We start from the raw sequence: 18150 nt of genomic DNA, 5'->3' as shown, positions 1-18150 counted from the left end.
CCCTCCAAGGTATGTCGATCTCGCGGTCGCGACTGACGTCGCTCCTACAAGGGATCCGCCCCCGCCCTACTCCGCCGCCGCTTCCAGCGCCTGCGACAGCCGCTCCACCGCCACCACCTCCAGTCCCTTGAACGCACCCGACTTCGGTGCGTTGCCTTTGGGCACGATGGCGCGCTTGAAGCCGTGCGTGGCCGCTTCGCGCAGGCGCTCCTCGCCGTTGGGCACAGGGCGGATCTCGCCGGACAGGCCCACTTCGCCGAAGGCCACGGTCTTCTCCGCCAGGGGGCGGTCGCGCAGGGATGACAGCACCGCCAGCAGCACGGGCAGGTCGGCGGCGGTTTCCTGCACGCGGATGCCGCCGACGACATTCACGAACACGTCCTGGTCGCCCACCACCACGCCGCCGTGCCGGTGCAGCACGGCCAGCAGCATGGCCAGGCGGTTCTGTTCCAGGCCCACGGCCACGCGGCGCGGGTTGGACAGTGGCGAGCTGTCCACCAGCGCCTGCACTTCCACCATCAGCGGGCGCGTGCCTTCGCGGGTGACCAGCACGCAGCTGCCGGGTTGCTGGGTGCTGCCGCCGGACAGGAAGATCGCCGACGGGTTGGGCACTTCCTTCAGGCCCTTCTCGCCCATGGCGAACACGCCCAGTTCGTTGACCGCACCGAAGCGGTTCTTGAAGGCACGCAGCACGCGGAACCGGCTGCCGCTCTCACCTTCGAAATACAGCACGGCGTCCACCATGTGCTCCAGCACGCGCGGGCCGGCAATGCCGCCTTCCTTGGTCACGTGGCCGACCAGGAACACGGCCGTGCCGGTCTCCTTGGCGTAGCGCACCAGCCGTGCCGCACTCTCGCGCACCTGGCTGACCGAGCCGGGGGCGGCGGTCAGGGATTCGGTCCACAGGGTCTGCACGGAATCGGCCACGATCAGCTTCGGCCGTGCCACCGAAGCGTGCTGCAGGATGTTCTCGATGCCGGTTTCGGCCAGGGCCTGCAGGTTGTCCAGCGGCAGGTCCAGGCGCACGGCGCGGCCGGCGACCTGGGCCAGCGACTCCTCGCCGGTGACATACAGCGCCGGCAGGCTAGCCGACATCTTCGCCACGGCCTGCAGCAGCAGCGTGGACTTGCCGATGCCCGGGTCGCCGCCCACCAGCACCACCGCACCCTCCACCAGGCCGCCGCCCAGCACGCGGTCGAACTCGCCGATGCCGGTGGTCACGCGCGCTTCCTCGCTGTGGCGCACGTCCTTCAGCGCGGTGACCTTCGGCGCCTCGGCCTTGCCGGCCCAGCCGGAGCGACGGGCGGCGGCGGGCGCGCTGGCGGCGCTTTCCAGCACGATCTCGCTGAGGGAATTCCACGCCCCGCAGTCGGCGCACTGGCCCTGCCATTTGCTGTGGTCGGCCCCGCATTCGGTGCAGACGTAGGCGGTACGGGACTTGGCGGAGGTCTTGGCCACGGGAAACCTGTCGTGAAGGCGAACGGCTACTGTATCGGGCCGCCGTCTCCGGGGGCGAGACCCGGAAAAAACAAAACCCCGCCGAAGCGGGGCTTTGTCTCAACTGGTGCCGGAAATAGGAATCGAACCTACGACCTACGCATTACGAATGCGCCGCTCTACCAACTGAGCTATTCCGGCGGAGCCGCGAATTTTAGGGGCTGGGGTGGGGGCTGGTCAATGCGGGGGTATTGGGTATCGGGTGGTAAGCCGTTGGGAAGCCGGGGTCTTCCCGTCCCAACATCACTCCTTGACGAGCCGTCCCCAGTCGTCATCCGATTCCTCGACCACGATGTTCACAGCGCAAGTGGACTCGATGCCCTCCTTACGGAAGTAGCGGAACAGCCGCGACCGGACGCGTCCAGAGAAGTTGGCGTGCTCGCCACTATCCACATTATGGATCTCCACGTAGTCGCCCACATTGGGAAGCAGCGACTGCGGATGCTCTTCGCTGATCTCAATGGGCATCATTTCCCCGTCATCGAGCGGACGGCCTGCCGTCTTCGGCAGGTACTGATAGTCGACAAAGTATTTCATGGGGCCTCGCAATCTGTGGTGGTTAACGGCTACATGGGAATGGCTGTATTGAAATCAATGGCAGGCACCGACCCATAAAGCCGTAGGCGGGAAAGGATCAGCAGTTGAGCCTCAAAAGGAGCATCATTGCACCCGGGGTGGCCCAGCAATTGCATGATATAGGGCCAAAGTACTGATCTGTATGGGGACAACAAGGATGCGCGCCAGATTCACTTCCTTTGCCGTGGGGCTCTCGATTGCATTGGGCTCGCTGCCCTCCATCGCGGCCACCCTAAAGGAACCCGCCCCGATCTCGATAAACCCGCAAAGGCACCCGCTGCAGCTGCTGGGTGTTGCCCTCGAAGCCGTCAAGTCATCCAAGAACGACTGGAAGGTTGATGGCTCTTACGGGATGACTGAGGTCCCGGGCGGCTACCGGATGCGGATCACCAAGGAATGGAACAACCGACATGTCATCTATGCCTACCTGACGACCACGCCCCAGTCGGTGTCCATTACCTATGCCGACAGCCGGGAACTGGACTTCAAGCAGGGCTCGAACGGCGAACGGAAGATCCACGGCTCGTACAACGACTTCACCAAGCTGCTGACCAACGAGATCGCCGCGTCGCTTTCGACCATGTGCAGCGACTACAGCTTCCTGCAGAACTCGAAAGACGCACCCTATGTGGCGATATCGGCAAGCCAACCGCTTGCACGTATGCCCCGCACAACCGAACAGATTCCCGGCACGGGGTTCGTCATCCGGGAGTACACCGGCTTTCTGGCCAATGGACTGCCCTACAACTGCGGACCGGTGGTTGCCGTCTTCCGCGACGACAAGCTGACTGACGCCTACGGTGGAACTGCCGCCCTCGCCAAGTTGGACATCCAAGGCGAGCTAATCAGCCAAAGGCACGCTTCGGGCCAGATTTCCTATGGCCAGGCTGCGGTCGAGTACAAGGAAGCCGAACTCGACTTCTCCCAGGCATTGGAATCACACCGTCAGAAGCAATTGGTCACCTACTACCGCTTGATTGCTTCCCGGCTCGCCAAGAAGGAAATTTCGGTCGAGGAGTTCGACTACCTCGCTATCGAGAAGGAAGCCGAAATCAGAGATCAGCAGGACGCCATACAGCAGAAACAAATGTTTGAACGGGGCCTTATTGCTGCCGAACAAGGGAAGGTAATGGCGATGCAGGATCAAGCTGCGGCTATGCAGGCACAGGCACGCGCTCAGCAGCAAGCCAACTTCCAGAACTTCTTGCGCAGCCTTAAGGCGACAACCTGCCGGACCGTGGGTTACGGCAATACGGCAACCACAACCTGCAATTAGTAGGCCAGCTTCATAGGGCTTCGCAAAGATGGATAACGATGAAGTTCTGGAGCTACGGCGATTCGCCTATGAGAACTACGGCCTTTGCACATCTTGCAACCATCCCTTCAGCAAGGGGGAGACGACCTTTCTTGGATTTGATGCACTGAATAAGCCGACTTACGTTTGCGGCTCGTGCCCCTATCCCACTGAGCTTCTTGAAAAGCAATACTTCTTTCCCAGACCGTACGAAGTACCAGATCCTGATGCCTTCCTATGGCGCTATCTGGACTTCACCAAGTACGCCAGCCTCCTGTCCAGTGGCAGCTTGTTCTTTGCACGCGCCGACACTTTTGATGATGCTTTTGAAGGCGCCAAGGGTATTGCCGATAACAAAAAGGGCTGGGATGACCATTTCGGAAGGTTTTTCCGGGATGCAATCTGTAATCCTCCCGATGGACGACCGGTCACGCTGGACGAGGAAGCAATCGACAAGCAGGTTTCGACACTTGTGGAACAGCTTTCGTCCGGCGGCGAGCAACAAAGAAGACACGTTTTCATCAGCTGCTGGCACGAGAATGCACATGAGTCAGAAGCAATGTGGCGCCTCTACTCCAGCTTTCTACCAAATGCGGTAGCGATACGAACCACCCCACGGCGCATGTATCGCGCACTCGGAAGAGATCCATTTATCGCAATAGGGCGAGTTCAGTACATCGACTTCAACAAGCGGTATGCGGGGGTCAATGACTCATTCTGGAGGAAGCGTCTTTCATACGAACACGAGAAAGAAGTCCGAGCGTTGATACAGGATTTCCATACTGAGGATGCCGGCATACTCAAGCCTTGCGACTTGGGTGAACTGATTGAAAGCGTACATGTTTCGCCGAAAGCCCAAGACTGGTTCATCAGGCTCGTTGCCGATATCAACACGCGATATGGGCTCAACGTGGGTGTTAACCCATCGGAATTGTTGAAGGCGCCCTTCTTCTGACCTGCCATCCAATTCAGCAAGACTACTGCCGAACCTGGTTTCCAAGCGAGCTATCACAACACCGTCGTTGGTCTCGAACCAATGCACGACTCGTGGCTACACGCATTTACCTAACCCTGAACGCACTTGACGTCCATCACATTTGGGCGGAGGATCGGGCTGGACGCCGACAGGGGTGAAAGCGCCGCATTCGTTAGGGGCCAGAAATGCGAATTCGGTATCGCAAGCCAAGCTTGAAGACTCGCTTGGGCGGGACAGCCGTCAAAAAGAAGTTTAAGCGCGACCTCGGCGTGTACCAGGTCACGCGCGTGCTGAATGCACCCAAGAATGCGAAGCGCCGGACGAAGCGGGCGATGGGGCTTGAGTCTTCGGCTGCGCAGCTTTTCCGCTTTATCGCAAAGCTATTCAAGTAACGCTTCCCAACCACCTTGAATATTCCTCGGAGGATTTATGGCTAAGAACGAGAAGACTTCGACTCATATCGCTGCGAAAGCGTCTGCAGTTCTTCGCAGCCCGAACTCAAGCAAGGCGGCGAAGTCTATTGCAGGCAGTGCTTTGGCACAGACCGGCACCGGCAAAACGACATCCCCCAAGATCGCATCCAAAGCAGCAAAAGCACTGGATAGCAATCAAACCGGCAAGGCAAATAAGGCAATCGCTGGAAGTGTGCTCACGCAGAAGCCAGGGAAGCGTCGATAAGCAACGACTACAAGGAGGAACGCCGCATGGACATGATTCATGTGAATTCATCGGCCATATCAGCAATTGGCTACGACCAGCGGACGATGCGGATGCGCATTCGCTTCATACAGGGCGATACATATGACTTCTGCGGGGTTCCGGCACACATTTTTCAGGGCCTACTGAACGCCAGATCAAAAGGCACCTACTACAACGACCATATCCGCGACAGGTACCAATGCTAATTCGCTCTTAGGTACCAAGAACATGCGCGCGAGATCGAAGGGGACTACAGGATTCTGGATAATCGGGGGCTTCGTCCTGCTTGTCGCAATGTGCCGGGGCGGCAAAGATGACCACAGCAAGCAGGACACTACTCCCGCTCCCCCAGTAGCAACGTCGTCGCAGTTTGTGCAAGCGCCAATAGCCGAGCCGGCTGAGCCAATGTACGTCGCAACGAGTTCGCTAAATCAGCGTTCTTCGCCCAATGGGGCAGTAGTGGACAAGTCGACTGGTGGCGATTCGGTCCACGTGTACGAACGTAGAAATGGCTGGGCTCGGATCACTCCCGCCGGTTCACCTGAACGCTGGGTGTCATCGAAGCTGCTTTGCTCGGGGGCCGGCTGCTATACGCCAAAGCCGAGACCGCGGACCAACTACCAGCCAGCCCGATCCAATTACTCGGATAGCAATTGCCCCTGTTCTGGCAACCGGGTGTGTATCGGCCCTCGTGGCGGACGCTACTGCATCACCTCAGGCGGGCGGAAGCGGTACGGTGTTTAGAACGAACTCAATCATCTTTCTTGGGATCAGACATGCCACGGATAACACTCACTGACTTCATCGACGTAGTCACAAAATCCGGCAGCCCGAAAGCAACGAAAGTCGCGCAGCTTAAGAACCGTGACGTGTACGATCCCGCGACCGACTTCTATAAAGGGTTCCGAGAAGGCCTCGTTGCGATCCATAGAAGCGGAGGATCTAAGGACGACCTCACATCTTTGACCAAAGGACTGAAAGACCCCAAAAAAGCGACCAACTACCCGCAAATGGTCAAGGGCTACAGAAAGTGGTGGGGGACCAAAGCCGTCACTTGGTTCAATCCGCCTGGTAACACCTACACGCAAGCTGGCTTCGATGTGGCAATCAATCCCGAAATAGGATTGGCGTTCAATCGGCAACGCCATGTCTTGAAGCTGTTCTTGAAGACTGAGCCCCTTACGAAGACCCGCGCGGATCTGATTGTCACCCTAATGGCTCATGTGCTTGCCCCGATGGAGAAGCCAGGCACTGAATTCTGCGTTCTTGATGTCCGAAATGGAAAGGCCTTTAGTCATTCGTCGATTGGAAAGAACTTCAAGCCCATGGTCGACGCGGAGCTTTCGTATATCGCATCGCTTTGGCCGCATGTCTGACCACTCAGACATCCCCAAGGTCGAGGATCTGCATTGATGCACCTATTAACAGCCAACGGAAGGAAGGCTCTTCTGGAGTTCCTTCGCAATCTGACTCCGCAAGTACTTCTTCTTTCATGTGCCCTGTACTTCTATGTGCAGTGGTCGGCAAAACAAGGTTACTGGTCATTCGCCCTATTTCTTGGCTTGACCGGATTGGCGATCATGGCTGCCTTTGCCAACATGGACTCCTTCCTTAGCAGTGCATTTAGCCAATCAGACTGGGTTGCCCAGCAACGCGACGAACTCGCAGAGAAGGGGCTTATACGTAGAATCTGGCGCCTGATGACGCTCATTGCCAAACATAAGCCGGTGACGTTCATTGAGTTGTTTGTGGCACTCATAGTCATCTATGGAGCATCAGCTACATTGCTGGTGACCGCGGTTGCAACGCTAAAGCGAATGTATTCCTAAGGGTGGAGTGCCTGTATGGAGTGCATCCGTCCTGCCCTCCACTTCGGCTCACTCGGGGCGGCGATCCCGGCACCGTTCTAAGACTTCCATGCCCCGTAACGCGGATCACCCGCATTGGGGTCAGTCAGGGGAGCGGCGCATTGTTGATGCGTTGCCCCAAGCGCTGGCTTGATCCCCTACCCCCTTTCGGATCAAGCACTACCGTACCGCACCGATGCCCCTGCCCGTCTTGGATGACTTCCCTTAAGCCGGCCCGAGCAGTCTGGGCCCCGCAAGCAGGCTATGCCCTTGATGTCCCTCATTGCTGGAATACGCCCCAAAGTGCACCAATCGCTGTCTGGCGCGCCCCGATGCATAAAGCACTATCGGTGCGTCAGGCAAAACGGAACGCCCCAGGTGCGCGCTGGTTGCGTTCTAACGGTTGCCCGCGGCTTTCGCCTCGCCCTGACATGCTGCGTTATCAGCGGTTAGCTGTGCCACTCGGCTGATCTTGTCGTCCGGAACCTTGTCGATGTCGTCCCCGAAAGACGCAAGCTCCTTGGCGATGTCCTCGCACTGCTGGCGTAGATCCTTGTCCATCTTGGGCTTTTGCTTGACCAGAGCCCCATCGACGTTACCGACCAATACGGTGACACCACCGTGATGCTGGGAGACTACGGATACGCGATAGGTGAACTGCCGTCCATCGCAGCCCACAATGGTCCAGTGTTCTTCGTCGCCATCTTCGCCTTCCGCACGCACTGAACCTACTGGCTGCTTGTACTTGCAATCTGGGTACTGGAAGTCGTGCCACTGTGCGACATCGCGTAGGACGTTCGGAATCTGGGCATTCGGTACGGCAGTGTCCCAGTACTCCTGCGCCTGTGCGTGGAAGACCGCACCGGCAGCCAGTGTCAAACAAGCGGCCCAACGGGCGGACATGACGCCTATCGTCTTACGCATGGAATTCCCTCCTCAGCCTGAGACACCGAAAGCGTAACCAACGGAGGGACACCTGCCAACGGGCTGATAGATTGTGCCCCGTCGCAAGCCCTGTGACTGACCTACCTACGATGCAGGCATGGACGACGCCCCCATGCAGTGGACTCATCTGGAACGCTACGACCAGCATTGGCTGACGATCGACGGGCGCGAGGTGGCGCTGATTTCCAAGCGTGTCCCCGGTGACTGGCTGGTGCACGTCAATCGGCATAGGGAATGGGAGCCGGGGATGCGTTGTAGCGGAGTGTCACCTACGGTGCCGCATGGCAAAAAGATGGCCGAACGATGGGCCCGGGTGAACTTGGGACGCTTGCGGGCTGAGATCGCAGCCTTACCCCGCAAGGCTGGGCTGCCTGCGCTGCCGGTGGGTGAACCGAGGGTATGGACTCCACCAGCACCCGAGCCGCCTAAGCCGCCCGGCAAGCCCAAACGGTTCCGGCGTAGGCGATAAGAAGAATAGTATGGAGTGGGGGATCGCTGAGGCGCGTTCGAACAGCAGTCCACAAACTTAAGGGACAGGTCATGAAAGTACCCGAGGCAGTCCAAAAGCTGATCAGAGAGAGCGGGAACACCTTCCATGCGAAGGTGGCACGCTGGTTCACCGATGACGGCTGGAAGGTAAGTATCAGCCCATACTTTATGGATCAGACTCAGAACAAGGCGAGAGAAATCGACCTCGTAGCTGAAAAATCCTGGCCAGTGCGCGATATAACGAATAGGTTGATGGGCGACGTAGTAGTAAGGCTGTTCATCGAGTGCAAGTTCATCGCTGGGAACTCGGTCTTTTGGTTCGCAGACAAGGATGAAGCACTTGCAATGAAGATGGTCGCCAAACTGCGTGGTGGCTTCCGGCCCGATAACACATATACGAAGAAGCATCACTATCTGTCTGACAGTTCGAGGGTGGCGAAGCTCTTTGCCACCGAGAAGTCTGTCGAGCAGGATCCGTTCTACAAGGCGCTCAATCAGGCCCTGAATGCCCTCACGGCAATGCGAAATCAACCGCCATCCATTGTCGAATCATCAAGGCGCAAGACGGTCACGCTGAACTATCCGCTGATAGTCTGCAACTCGCTGGAAGGGGCTTTCGGTACGGATTTCTACGGCGAAGGTGAGCCGGTCAAGATCCAAGACAATTTTCAGATGGAAGTGCAGTACGCCTTCACCGAAAATGAGGGTTCGATGCGCAACGAGTACTTCTTGATAGACGTCGTTTCCTTCGAAAGGCTAAGCGACATTTCTAAGGCATTGGAGCGAGATGCGGGCGTTGCCATCCACTTCATGGAGCCGACGTAGGTGCAATATTTTTCGCTATGGATGAATTCACCGCTGGTGTAAGGCGAAACATGGGCTGACACTTCATACAGGGCAAGTCCTACCTACGAGAGCCTACTACGGCAACAAGAACACCATTCATGGCGCCAGCCTCAAGCATTGGTCAGAACCACAATGGGAACCGCATGCTTGAGGTTTCCATGCGGTTTCATTGAGGTTTGCTGTCAGCAGCGTCGCCTTGCATTGACCGACGAACGATCGCAGCAAAGGAATTCGGATTCTCCGTGCGCCGGAAGTAGATGAAACTTTCGATTAGTGATATCGGAATCGGACCTGGATGACCTGCTTCTACAAAAGGTACGACGCGTTCCCGGAGCATGACTTCATCCTGACACAGTTCCCATGAAAGAAGCGTCGGGTAGATGTCGGGATGCAGGAAAAGAATTGCTACGCCCGGCGTATCAGGTTGGGCTGGTTGAAGTGGATGACAGCGATGCCTGTAGTTAACTGGATCTTCGGGTGGCTTGGCCCGATAGTCGAAGACGCTGACACAACCACGCTTACGGAAGTAGGAGTTATTGGAACCGAAGGTGGTAGGAAGTAGGCCGTCGGGATTGGGAAGGATGGAGCCGGACTGACGTATCAAGTTCCAGTTGGGAAGCGAAGTGACGTGGAAGACCCTACCTTCAAGGATGTCTTCAATGTCGGCTATGGGTTCGCCTTCAACCCTAACCAGTTCAGTTGGTACCGGTAAGCTCATACCTTGCGTTTAAGCCCTTACCTTAGGTTGTTTCCTTGTTCTTCTTGTTCTTGTCTTGCTGTGTCTGGTGTTGTTTCTGTCCCTACTATCGGTAGGAGGCAAAATCATCCCAGACCCGCATGTAGCGAGTCTTGGACTTGCCATCTCCTGACCGATAGTACCTATCGTTTAGGGGCTTCGACTGACACAGCACTGATCTGTAGTTCCATCCCGACAAGTCTTAAGGCTACGGGCGGACATTCACCGTCACGGCTGCTGTGACTTGGACCTCATGGTGTGCCCAAGAATCACGACCGCTGACCATACGACGGTTCCCCTCTATGGTCCGCATCGGGTTGAACCGCGATGCTTTACGACATGCCCCGAGCGTTATCCGACAAGGGCAGGAAGCGGGCACGATGCCCGAGGCGATAGTATGTCACAAAGCTGAACAATCGTCAAGTGGTGCTGGTAGGCGCCTACCAGCGAGACTCCGAGCGCTCAGAGGTACGACACGATCAGGTTGTTACTGGCTGCGGACCCACTGTTCAGCGACGTGGGTCACCACGTCCCGCCCGACCAACTGCGACAGGCGAGGCGCTCGACCCTTCGGCTTTCCGACGTAGGGAATGGCTGCGTCTACGTAGAACGTATACGGCAGGCCCAACTGGTCGATGGCCTGGCGAACCCGCCACAAGTCATTGACCGTACGGGGCAGGGCGAACTTCGGGTCGTACTTGCCCTTCTGGTCGATAGGCAGGTAACCATCCATCACCTTGGCGAGTTGCTCAGACGCAGAGAATGCCGTCATGGCGCGGTTGTCGGCATGTGCGGTCTGCCTGCAAATACTGTCCTTCTTGAGGATTTCGGGCCGCACGATCTCCCGGCTGATTTCATCCTCGATGCGGGCGGCTTTATCGAGACTCGATCCGCGGGCGTCCAGAAGCCGCTTGATGCGGCTGTAGTCATTGGTGAGAGACATCTTCTTTACTCCTCGTTGGCCCGGCTGCGTGATTGCTGCCGGTGAGGAAATGGTGCGCTTGTGTAAAATGGTGGAATAGTTGAATTCAACACATCCTCGCATGACCCAACTTGCCGCCCATAGCGACCTCGAAGCCCTGTTCCTTTTTTACAACCGACTGCACCGAGACATGGAGCGCCGTCTGAAACCGCTGGGCCTGACGCTCACTGGATTGCAGGCACTGGTGGAGATAGCTCGGCACCAGCGAGTCGGCTTTTGCACGCGTGCGCGCTTGGCCGAGAGATTGGGGCTAACCAACGGCTCGATGTCGGTGCTGGTGGGACGGCTAACGCGCCTTGGCTACGTGGAGCCGGGTGCGTTCCAGTACGGCGAAAAGGCCATCCAACTGCGTTTGACGGCGAAGGGCCAGAAAACCATGCATGCTGGCTTGGTCGGCTGGGACGATGTTGCCGATGTGTGGTTTGCAGATTTGCCAGCAAAGCGCCGCAATGACCTGTTTGTCGCACTGGCGACACTCAATGGTGGCTACAACCAACGGGCTTTGGACGAGAGAGCCGACAGGTACCTAAAGTCCTTGAGGCTGCATGACACGCGAAAACGCGTACTCACCGACAGGGGCAAGCCCCGCAAGCAGGCTAAGACGCCCTAACTCCGCTTCTGGCGCTCGGCCGCTTCTGCGGCCTTAGCAAGCGCCTTGTATGAAGACTCCCCGGGTTGTTCCTTTATAGGAGCGAGTTGGGCCCCACAGTGCTTGCAAACGACTGCAGCCGCCTGGACGGTTTCGGCACACTTTGGACAGGTCCGCGTCGGCCGGGCGTTGCTCCCGGTCGCAAAGATCAAACCCAGCCCCAGCAACGCTCCGATAGCCCCGCCCATCATCCATGGAGTCATACGATCCCGCTGCTTTCGTAAATCACGGGCCTGCTGGGCAGCATTATTGGACGTGATGCTGCCGAAGCTGTCGTACGTCAGCACCGACTGGGTATTGGCATGGATGGCTTGGCGCTCAAGGGACATGCGCTGCATTCCAGCAACCCCAGCGACTACCAGCCCCAGCAGGAACAAGACGAGTCCGAACTTTCCGGTATTCATCGTCGCGCCCTCAGAAGCCCGTCGGCGTGATCTGGTGCAAGCCCTGCTGCGTGATGGACAGGCGCATCTTGGCTTGGGTGCCTGCCTCCACGGTGTGGGCGATTTCCCGGCGATGGGCCGCTTCGTTGCTCCACGAACACATGCCTCCGCCTGACGGTCCGGCCCCGATGACGTGCTGACCTGGGGCAAGGTGCAGAGTCAGGGTCTCGGACGTCCGGAAGTGGGCTGCGACCTGGCCGTCCACGTAGACCGCGATCGGGCAAGCAGCACCGAATGCCCCCTGATCCCGCACGACCACCAGCTGCCCGCTGGGGCCATCCATGGGCTGGCTGTAGGCGAAGACCCGATCAGCCGGGACCGGCTTGGCGTCGGTCATGGCAACAGGACTGGTGGCACAGGCTGCAACCAGCGCAGGTATCAAGCAGAACACGGCGAAACGCTTCATAGGTAGACCCCCTTGTCGGTCGTTGTTTCCCCGGCGCGCCCTCCCCTTGCTACTGGGCGCTCCTCGTGTGACGCTATATACGTCGAGCGTAACGGGTTCTACCCGCGAGGTATATGGGTCATGCTTGCCCAGGTTCAGTCACCGTTCCCCCCGCTTGTCCCAGCCCGACACCATCAAGGCGACATTCGCCAAGCGCTTGAAGGAAGCCCGTGCAATGCGGGGCCTTTCACAGCGCGCGCTGGGGGCACTCGTGGATAAGGAGCGGGACAAGAATCGTGGGGCCGCTCGCGTCAATCGATACGAGCAGCAGGTGAACTTGGCCGACATCGAGAAAGCTGCCGAATTGGCAGAAGCCCTGAACGTGCCTCTCGCCTACCTGTTCGCCGATTCGGACGAACTGGCCGAACTGATTCTTTCCTACAGCACGCTCGACCCGAAGCAGCAAGCCAAGGTGCTGGCCGACGTGAAGCAACGATCTGGCGCAGACAAACCGGATGCCTAAGCCACCAGCTTGGCGACAGCAGCCGACAAGTGTTCCGGCCCCAAGTGGGCATAGCGCAGTGTCATTGCCAAGTCCGCATGACCCAGTAGCTCACGGACTGTGTTCAAGTCCACTCCAGCCATGACGAGCTTGCTTGCGAAGTGATGGCGCAGGTCGTGGAATCGGAAGCCAGTGATCTTGGCAGTTGTCAGCAACGCACCCCAGCCCTTCTTGACGTCCTGCGGCTCAAACACCTGCCCTACCCCGTCCGACTGCTCACGCCACTTGGTCACGACGCGTAACGCTTCGGCGTTTAAGGGGATATGGCGCTGCTTGCCGCTTTTGGCTTTGCGGGCCTGCACGGTGATGATTTTGGCTTCGAGGTCGATATCGGACCATTCCAGAGAAAGCAGCTCGCCCCGACGCATGCCGGTGTTCATGGCAAGCAGCACAACGGGGGTCAAGTGGTCCATATAGCCGTCTTGGGGCAGATCAGGCAGGACGGCTTGTCCGTAGCGCCTACGGTCGGCATTAGCGTTCGCCCTGCCCTGCACGCCCCGCTTGTCGCGCGCTGTCATGGCAACCCGCAACCGGGATTCTTCATGGGGCGACAGGAAGCGGACCACCTTGCGGCCCTGTACCGACTTCTGGCGCATCCCCAGCAAGGGGTTACGTTCCAGCAAGCGCCATTCCACGGCATACGACATTGCAGCCCGTAGCGTCGAAAAGTCCCGATGGGCCGTGATGCGTTCAACGGCACGCTTGCCGTCTACGGGCGTCAGGCGATCAGACCACCAGCGATTGATCGTCGCTACGTCGATATCGGACATGGAGCGATCCAATAGATCAGCAAAGTGCGTCTTGATCCGCATGACGTACTTGCTACCCCGGCGTAGCTCAGTAGCAGCCCAAGGGGCGTAGTGCTCGTCAAGGAACTCCCGCAGGGTGCAGGCCCGTTGCTTGATGGTCGCTAAGGCTGGCAAACGCTGTTGGACGGCCTCAGCGACGGCCTGAGCCGCGTGCGCTCGGGCCTGCTCCAGCGTGAGGTGTTCAATCGAACCGAGCGTACGGCGCTTCCCATGCTGCCAGGTGACGACCCACGCTTTATGCCCACTCGGTTGGACGCGCAGGATCAAGCCCCTAACGAGGATGTCCCGCATTTCGTAGGGTTTGGGCTGGGGCTGGGCTTGGGCGACAAGACGCTTGGTCAGGGTGATACGCATGTTGGGCACCGATGTAGGTTCGATGCCCAGAGCGTAGGATGGCCCGGCTTACGGTGTTTGGATAAGGATGGTCCGCATCAAGATCGTCTTCCGCCAACCAGTCAGATTGCTATGACTCGGCAACATAGGTCGCGATATCCGGCATTAGCTCATCCAGCAGCAATTTGGCAGCCTTCTGCTTGCCCTGATACGCATTCGTGTTCCACTTCTCCCATGTCGTGTCCTTATCCGAAGACAGGATGCGGTAATGCTTCAGGGCAGGCTCCTTTCCACCGGTCATTTCTACGACGACTTCAAGCGCATACTGCTGAAACGTCGGGTAGTGCTGAGTCTGCGCAAAGAAGATCCGTATCTTGAAGTCCCTGCTCCGGCCATCCTCGGCTTCAGCAGCCTTTAGAACTCCGGTCCGAACAAGTTCAGTGCGCAGTGACTGTGCAAACTCCTGCTGGTCATCAGCATGGAACTGCAGCTCGGGATTGGGTCCCATGACAATCGGAATGAAGACGCCACCGGCAGGCATGTATCCACTTCCTTCTGAACCTCGCTCCGGGCCAGAAACCACCACGACCGTTGCTTCCTTGGACGATCGGACGCCAAGATCATTCTCGTACTTGAGCGTGTTGAGCGGCAAAGGTGTTGCGCATCCTGAAAGCAAAGACGCCAAGGACAACGACAATGCTATGGCGAACAATTTCATAGACGTCCCAGCAATGGATTAGAAGGAATGCGCAAGCGGACGGCATTCAATTCGGCAACGTGTAAGTGACCTTTGTCCCGGCAACTTCCACGAAGCCCTGAACCTGCAACTGGTGCAGAACGGCAGAAAGCTCCTCCTCCCCCAAGGTCTTCTGGAAAAGCGAGCTAATGGTGCTTGACAACGTCTTGACTGTACGTGGCTTAGACGCACCACGATGCCTCAAGTTATCAAGGACTACCGCGAGCTTCTCGGCCGGCGTCTTGGTATTGGCCGCCTTGACGATTGGCATGTCATGGACGTCACGGGAGCGGCACGCAAAAATCTTCTTCGACTTCAAATGGGCGATCAAGGGATCAAAGCCTGCATCCTTCGAGATGATGTGGAAGTAGGCTTCTGGCTCGGTCGCTGCGATCTGACCAATGTAGAACGCGATGTGGAAGTCCAACGCGTTGGGGCCATTCCCCGTGATCTTTACGTAGCTGGCTTTCGGACCGAGGCGCTGTAGCTGCGCTGCCAAGTCGAAGGAGATCTTTGTCTGGTTGGCGCCCACGAACACCAGCACTTTGAAGTGTTCTTTCTCAAGCACAGCCAGCGCCGAAGGCTGCACGTTCTCGTAGTCAATCAGAACGTAGTTGGTCTTCATCCTGTCCCCTTACCCATCGCCAGTAGCGATCCCCTTCCCTGGGACGATCATAGGCAGGGCAAGACCGTCGGGCAACTTGGCAGCCCCTCCCACGTGCCCCGGCCAGACCAGAAAAAGGAAAGGGGCCAAGTTCGGCCCCTTCTCATCAAGCACCAAGGCTGCTTCCCCCCGGATCAGCCGGGAATCTTCGGGAACTTCTCGTTCGGGTGCCTTGCTTTCCATTCCTTGTAAGCAGCCGTACCTTCCCAAGCCGTGAAGGCACGGGGCGGACGACCCCGCCCAGTCCAAGTCTCCCCGGAATGCGGCAACCAGTATTTCGGGGCCACTTCCTTGCTTACGGGGGCCTTCTTGGGGCGGCCGGGACTGCTCGCACCGACGGCCGTAACGATCTCGGCCTTTTGCTTGGCTGTGAACAAGGCCCCGTACTGGGCCAACAAGCCCATAACCTCGGTATACGCGTCAGCCGACTGTTGCTGGCGTAGCTGGACTTCCTGTTCTTCCAGCTTGCGGAGTTCCTCCTCCAACTTGGCCTTGGCCGTGGCGATGGAGTCGAGGGTTGGTTTGGTCATTCGGTTGAAACCTCATGTTGCATGCAAACTTGGACAACCTGACTACCGTCAGTTCTTCTCTCGAACGACTGGCAGGTAGGCTCGATATGTATCCTGTACCACTTGGGAAAGCTTTTCTATCGTAGCGCCTTGGATGTTTTCCAGGACTGTCGGGCATACGACTGCGGGGTCATACTGTTTAAACTTGCCGAGCGCGCCATCGTTGAATGTCTGTACGCGCTGTCGTATCGCTTCTTGCACAGGCGCATTGAACTCAGGGTCGTCATTCAATTGTTCCATTAGGGGCTTATTCGCCTCGCTAAGTTTGACGACAAATCCCGCCCTTTCCTTCATCAACGGTTCCCTTAGCTCGGGAAGCTTCTGGGAACAATGCTCAATGATTGGGTCCAACGTACGTGCCGGCATCGAAAGCAGGAAGTGGCCCAACGTTTCCGATTCTCTATCTTCGGCTGAGGCGGGGCTCGTCAGTGCGAGCAGCAAAGCAATCGCAAAAGCGTTTTTTACTCGATAGATGGCAGGTGAGCCCCGATACTTTGGCTTAATTGGGAACGCAGGCTTCATTACGCGACCTTATCCGCCACCTTGGATGACATCGGAACGTCGCTTTCCACCGTTTGATTGCAGGAAAAGTTGCATGTACTCCCTGTTCTCAAAACGAAAAGAATGGGCAGAGTTGTGTAGCCTAAGGTACTCAACGGCGTATACCTGCTGTGTAAAGGTGTCCCAAAAGCTCTTGAACCACCCGAAGCGCAAGGGTCGCCGGCGATCTAAAGCTTCACATACTTGGCAATAGGGCACATCCCATGTGGCCTCGAACATGTTTCGAGCCGTGATCTTCTTTGTTCGAATCGTCACGCGCATATCCGGAACTCCAAGACATTTGGCGCATTTCATTGGCCATGTGAGCTTATAGGCAGAAATGGACACTTCGTATGCCATGCGCTAACCCTCTACTTAGACTTCCCGGCCGGCTGACGGGCTGCATTGTATCCGCAACCCACAGCGCAGCTTATTCCCTGCGCGTCGGATATCTCCATGCAAACGGCAGGAAGATTGACAGGGTGAGGACAGTCGCTGGCCAATGCGATCGCATATGCTGTAGAAAGGTAGCAAAGCAGAAGTAAACCAGCGAGCCGAAAGCGCGCAGAAAAACCGGCCATCATGGCCACCGCTTCTTGCGCCGAATCTCAGCATCGGTTCGCCTGAAGTTCACAAAGAACTCACTGAACAATGGCGCCTGGGGCGAGGATGGTCGAGGTGGGCCATAGAAAGCCAAGCTTCCGAGCCTGTCTAAGGTCTGCAGGAGCGGAGTGAGGAGATGGAAAACTCGTACCATGGCATAAGGCACGGAAAGCTCGTGCCTGACCGGAGTACTAAACACCTCTGGAAGACTTAGCAGGCTGCCCGACATTCCATGTTGAAGTGCGAGGACACGATCAGCGATCAGATCATGTATCGCCCGCGCTTGCTGAAGTTTTTTTGCGACCTTCTCACCCGGCACATCGGTAACCAGCACCGATTCCAGAATTTGATCCCACGCCCCAAGCGGGTCCGAGTAAGAACTTGCGGCGGCCTTTAGTGAATCAAGATTGTAGTAGCGTGACCACGTGGCAAACTCGGAAAGGAATACGAGAATCCTCTCTTCGATTGATCCGATGATAGGAGGATGGATAGCTACGAGCCCGATCCTTTGCGCAGCAACAACGCAAGAAGCGTAAAGCGCGACCAAGTCGTGTCCATATGCCTTCAGCTGGGACTTGCTTGGAGGAACGTAGTTGCTCTGAAGCATGTGATCGACGACTACGATCAGCTTCATCACTCTTTCCAGTCCAATAGACGTGTTGAAGAAGCCGGCATAGAACGCGCCTTTGTCCGGAAACGTCGCATTTCGTAACGACGTCAGCCCTCCAGCAAGGCTGCTCCGAGCGAGATAGGCCTCCTGCGATAGAAGCACAAATGTTGGACTGAATGTCATAGCAGGCAAGAGATTTTTCGTCGAGTGAGGCGTCTTCGCTGCGCCAGCCTTCGGGGTCGCAGAGAGAAGCTTATTCAGGCTCCTCAGTGCATCATGATCTTAGATGTACAGCACCCGACCAACAAGCGGCCGCCTCCCTTCGGCAACCGGTTTAGATATGGGCCTGAGAACGAGTAT

General features: G+C 57.5%; 23 protein-coding genes and 1 tRNA gene. 10 read left to right on the top strand and 14 right to left on the bottom strand.

The window, feature by feature from the left end:
• Nucleotides 1-66 precede the first annotated feature (66 nt).
• The 3 genes from radA to AC3DET_RS08535 form a co-directional block, all read right to left on the bottom strand.
• Nucleotides 67-1458 (bottom strand): DNA repair protein RadA, encoded by a 1392-nt coding sequence (gene radA / locus AC3DET_RS08545; protein ID WP_337731119.1) that lies wholly within the window; start codon nt 1456-1458, stop codon nt 67-69.
• A 104-nt stretch (nt 1459-1562) separates the two neighbouring features.
• A tRNA-Thr gene (locus AC3DET_RS08540) sits at nt 1563-1638 on the bottom strand.
• A gap of 102 nt (nt 1639-1740) precedes the next feature.
• The gene (locus AC3DET_RS08535; RefSeq protein ID WP_488391351.1) at nt 1741-2034 is read right to left on the bottom strand and encodes a hypothetical protein; all 294 of its coding nucleotides are present in this window, start codon (nt 2032-2034) and stop codon (nt 1741-1743) included.
• A 196-nt stretch (nt 2035-2230) separates the two neighbouring features.
• Here AC3DET_RS08535 and AC3DET_RS08530 point away from each other — a divergent pair, with 196 nt between their 5' ends.
• From AC3DET_RS08530 to AC3DET_RS08500, 7 genes are all read left to right on the top strand, one after another.
• Nucleotides 2231-3349 (top strand): hypothetical protein, encoded by a 1119-nt coding sequence (locus AC3DET_RS08530; RefSeq protein WP_488391350.1) that lies wholly within the window; start codon nt 2231-2233, stop codon nt 3347-3349.
• Between the two features lie 28 nt (nt 3350-3377).
• Entirely contained in the window at nt 3378-4322 is a 945-nt protein-coding gene (locus tag AC3DET_RS08525) for a hypothetical protein (RefSeq protein WP_488391349.1), read from the top strand.
• A 450-nt stretch (nt 4323-4772) separates the two neighbouring features.
• Nucleotides 4773-5021, top strand: coding sequence for a hypothetical protein (locus tag AC3DET_RS08520; protein WP_488391348.1), 249 nt, complete (start codon nt 4773-4775; stop codon nt 5019-5021).
• Between the two features lie 26 nt (nt 5022-5047).
• Nucleotides 5048-5248 carry a KTSC domain-containing protein gene (locus tag AC3DET_RS08515; RefSeq protein WP_185896641.1) on the top strand — a complete coding sequence of 67 codons (201 nt, stop codon included), beginning with the start codon at nt 5048-5050 and terminating at the stop codon, nt 5246-5248.
• A 22-nt stretch (nt 5249-5270) separates the two neighbouring features.
• Nucleotides 5271-5786 carry an SH3 domain-containing protein gene (locus tag AC3DET_RS08510; RefSeq protein WP_488391347.1) on the top strand — a complete coding sequence of 172 codons (516 nt, stop codon included), beginning with the start codon at nt 5271-5273 and terminating at the stop codon, nt 5784-5786.
• Nucleotides 5787-5818: 32 nt separating this feature from the next.
• A complete protein-coding gene (locus tag AC3DET_RS08505) occupies nt 5819-6418 on the top strand; it encodes a hypothetical protein (protein WP_488391346.1) in 600 nt (199 codons plus the stop codon).
• 36 nt (nt 6419-6454) lie between these two features.
• Nucleotides 6455-6871, top strand: a complete 417-nt coding sequence (locus tag AC3DET_RS08500; RefSeq protein ID WP_488391345.1) for a hypothetical protein — start codon at nt 6455-6457, stop codon at nt 6869-6871.
• Between the two features lie 414 nt (nt 6872-7285).
• Here the strand turns inward: AC3DET_RS08500 and AC3DET_RS08495 are convergent, their stop codons facing one another.
• Entirely contained in the window at nt 7286-7813 is a 528-nt protein-coding gene (locus AC3DET_RS08495) for a hypothetical protein (protein WP_488391344.1), read from the bottom strand.
• 561 nt (nt 7814-8374) lie between these two features.
• Here AC3DET_RS08495 and AC3DET_RS08490 point away from each other — a divergent pair.
• Nucleotides 8375-9148 carry a hypothetical protein gene (locus AC3DET_RS08490; RefSeq protein WP_488391343.1) on the top strand — a complete coding sequence of 258 codons (774 nt, stop codon included), beginning with the start codon at nt 8375-8377 and terminating at the stop codon, nt 9146-9148.
• Nucleotides 9149-9335: 187 nt separating this feature from the next.
• Here AC3DET_RS08490 and AC3DET_RS08485 read toward each other — a convergent pair whose 3' ends face one another.
• Nucleotides 9336-9887, bottom strand: coding sequence for a hypothetical protein (locus AC3DET_RS08485; RefSeq protein WP_488391342.1), 552 nt, complete (start codon nt 9885-9887; stop codon nt 9336-9338).
• A 505-nt stretch (nt 9888-10392) separates the two neighbouring features.
• A complete protein-coding gene (locus AC3DET_RS08480) occupies nt 10393-10848 on the bottom strand; it encodes a hypothetical protein (RefSeq protein ID WP_488391341.1) in 456 nt (151 codons plus the stop codon).
• A gap of 100 nt (nt 10849-10948) precedes the next feature.
• Between AC3DET_RS08480 and AC3DET_RS08475 the strand changes: the two genes are divergently transcribed.
• A complete protein-coding gene (locus AC3DET_RS08475; protein ID WP_488391340.1) occupies nt 10949-11497 on the top strand; it encodes a MarR family winged helix-turn-helix transcriptional regulator in 549 nt (182 codons plus the stop codon).
• On the opposite strand, the gene AC3DET_RS08470 is transcribed toward AC3DET_RS08475, so the two are convergent.
• Together AC3DET_RS08470 and AC3DET_RS08465 are read right to left on the bottom strand one after the other, a co-directional pair.
• Entirely contained in the window at nt 11494-11940 is a 447-nt protein-coding gene (locus tag AC3DET_RS08470; protein WP_488391339.1) for a hypothetical protein, read from the bottom strand. The genes AC3DET_RS08475 and AC3DET_RS08470 overlap by 4 nt on opposite strands.
• A 10-nt stretch (nt 11941-11950) precedes the next feature.
• Nucleotides 11951-12316, bottom strand: a complete 366-nt coding sequence (locus AC3DET_RS08465) for a hypothetical protein (protein WP_488391338.1) — start codon at nt 12314-12316, stop codon at nt 11951-11953.
• A gap of 223 nt (nt 12317-12539) precedes the next feature.
• Between AC3DET_RS08465 and AC3DET_RS08460 the strand changes: the two genes are divergently transcribed.
• Nucleotides 12540-12887, top strand: a complete 348-nt coding sequence (locus AC3DET_RS08460; protein WP_488391337.1) for a helix-turn-helix domain-containing protein — start codon at nt 12540-12542, stop codon at nt 12885-12887.
• Here the strand turns inward: AC3DET_RS08460 and AC3DET_RS08455 are convergent.
• The 6 genes from AC3DET_RS08455 to AC3DET_RS08430 all read right to left on the bottom strand — a co-directional run bounded on the left by AC3DET_RS08455 (nt 12884) and on the right by AC3DET_RS08430 (nt 17814).
• Nucleotides 12884-14089 (bottom strand): site-specific integrase, encoded by a 1206-nt coding sequence (locus AC3DET_RS08455; protein WP_488391336.1) that lies wholly within the window; start codon nt 14087-14089, stop codon nt 12884-12886. The genes AC3DET_RS08460 and AC3DET_RS08455 overlap by 4 nt on opposite strands.
• Before the next feature lie 109 nt (nt 14090-14198).
• Nucleotides 14199-14786 (bottom strand): hypothetical protein, encoded by a 588-nt coding sequence (locus tag AC3DET_RS08450; RefSeq protein WP_488391335.1) that lies wholly within the window; start codon nt 14784-14786, stop codon nt 14199-14201.
• Between the two features lie 46 nt (nt 14787-14832).
• Nucleotides 14833-15429: a PIN domain-containing protein gene (locus AC3DET_RS08445; protein ID WP_488391334.1), complete on the bottom strand. Its 597-nt coding sequence runs from the start codon at nt 15427-15429 to the stop codon at nt 14833-14835.
• A 173-nt stretch (nt 15430-15602) separates the two neighbouring features.
• Nucleotides 15603-15998 (bottom strand): H-NS histone family protein, encoded by a 396-nt coding sequence (locus tag AC3DET_RS08440; RefSeq protein WP_488391333.1) that lies wholly within the window; start codon nt 15996-15998, stop codon nt 15603-15605.
• A 48-nt stretch (nt 15999-16046) separates the two neighbouring features.
• Nucleotides 16047-16559 carry a hypothetical protein gene (locus tag AC3DET_RS08435; RefSeq protein ID WP_488391332.1) on the bottom strand — a complete coding sequence of 171 codons (513 nt, stop codon included), beginning with the start codon at nt 16557-16559 and terminating at the stop codon, nt 16047-16049.
• A 598-nt stretch (nt 16560-17157) separates the two neighbouring features.
• Complete coding sequence (locus AC3DET_RS08430; protein ID WP_488391331.1) at nt 17158-17814, bottom strand: hypothetical protein; 657 nt, start codon at nt 17812-17814, stop codon at nt 17158-17160.
• Between the last annotated feature and the right edge of the window lie 336 nt (nt 17815-18150).

Source organism: Pseudoxanthomonas sp. 97-1-1, assembly GCF_057773125.1.
This window is presented reverse-complemented; position numbering and strand designations above follow the sequence as displayed.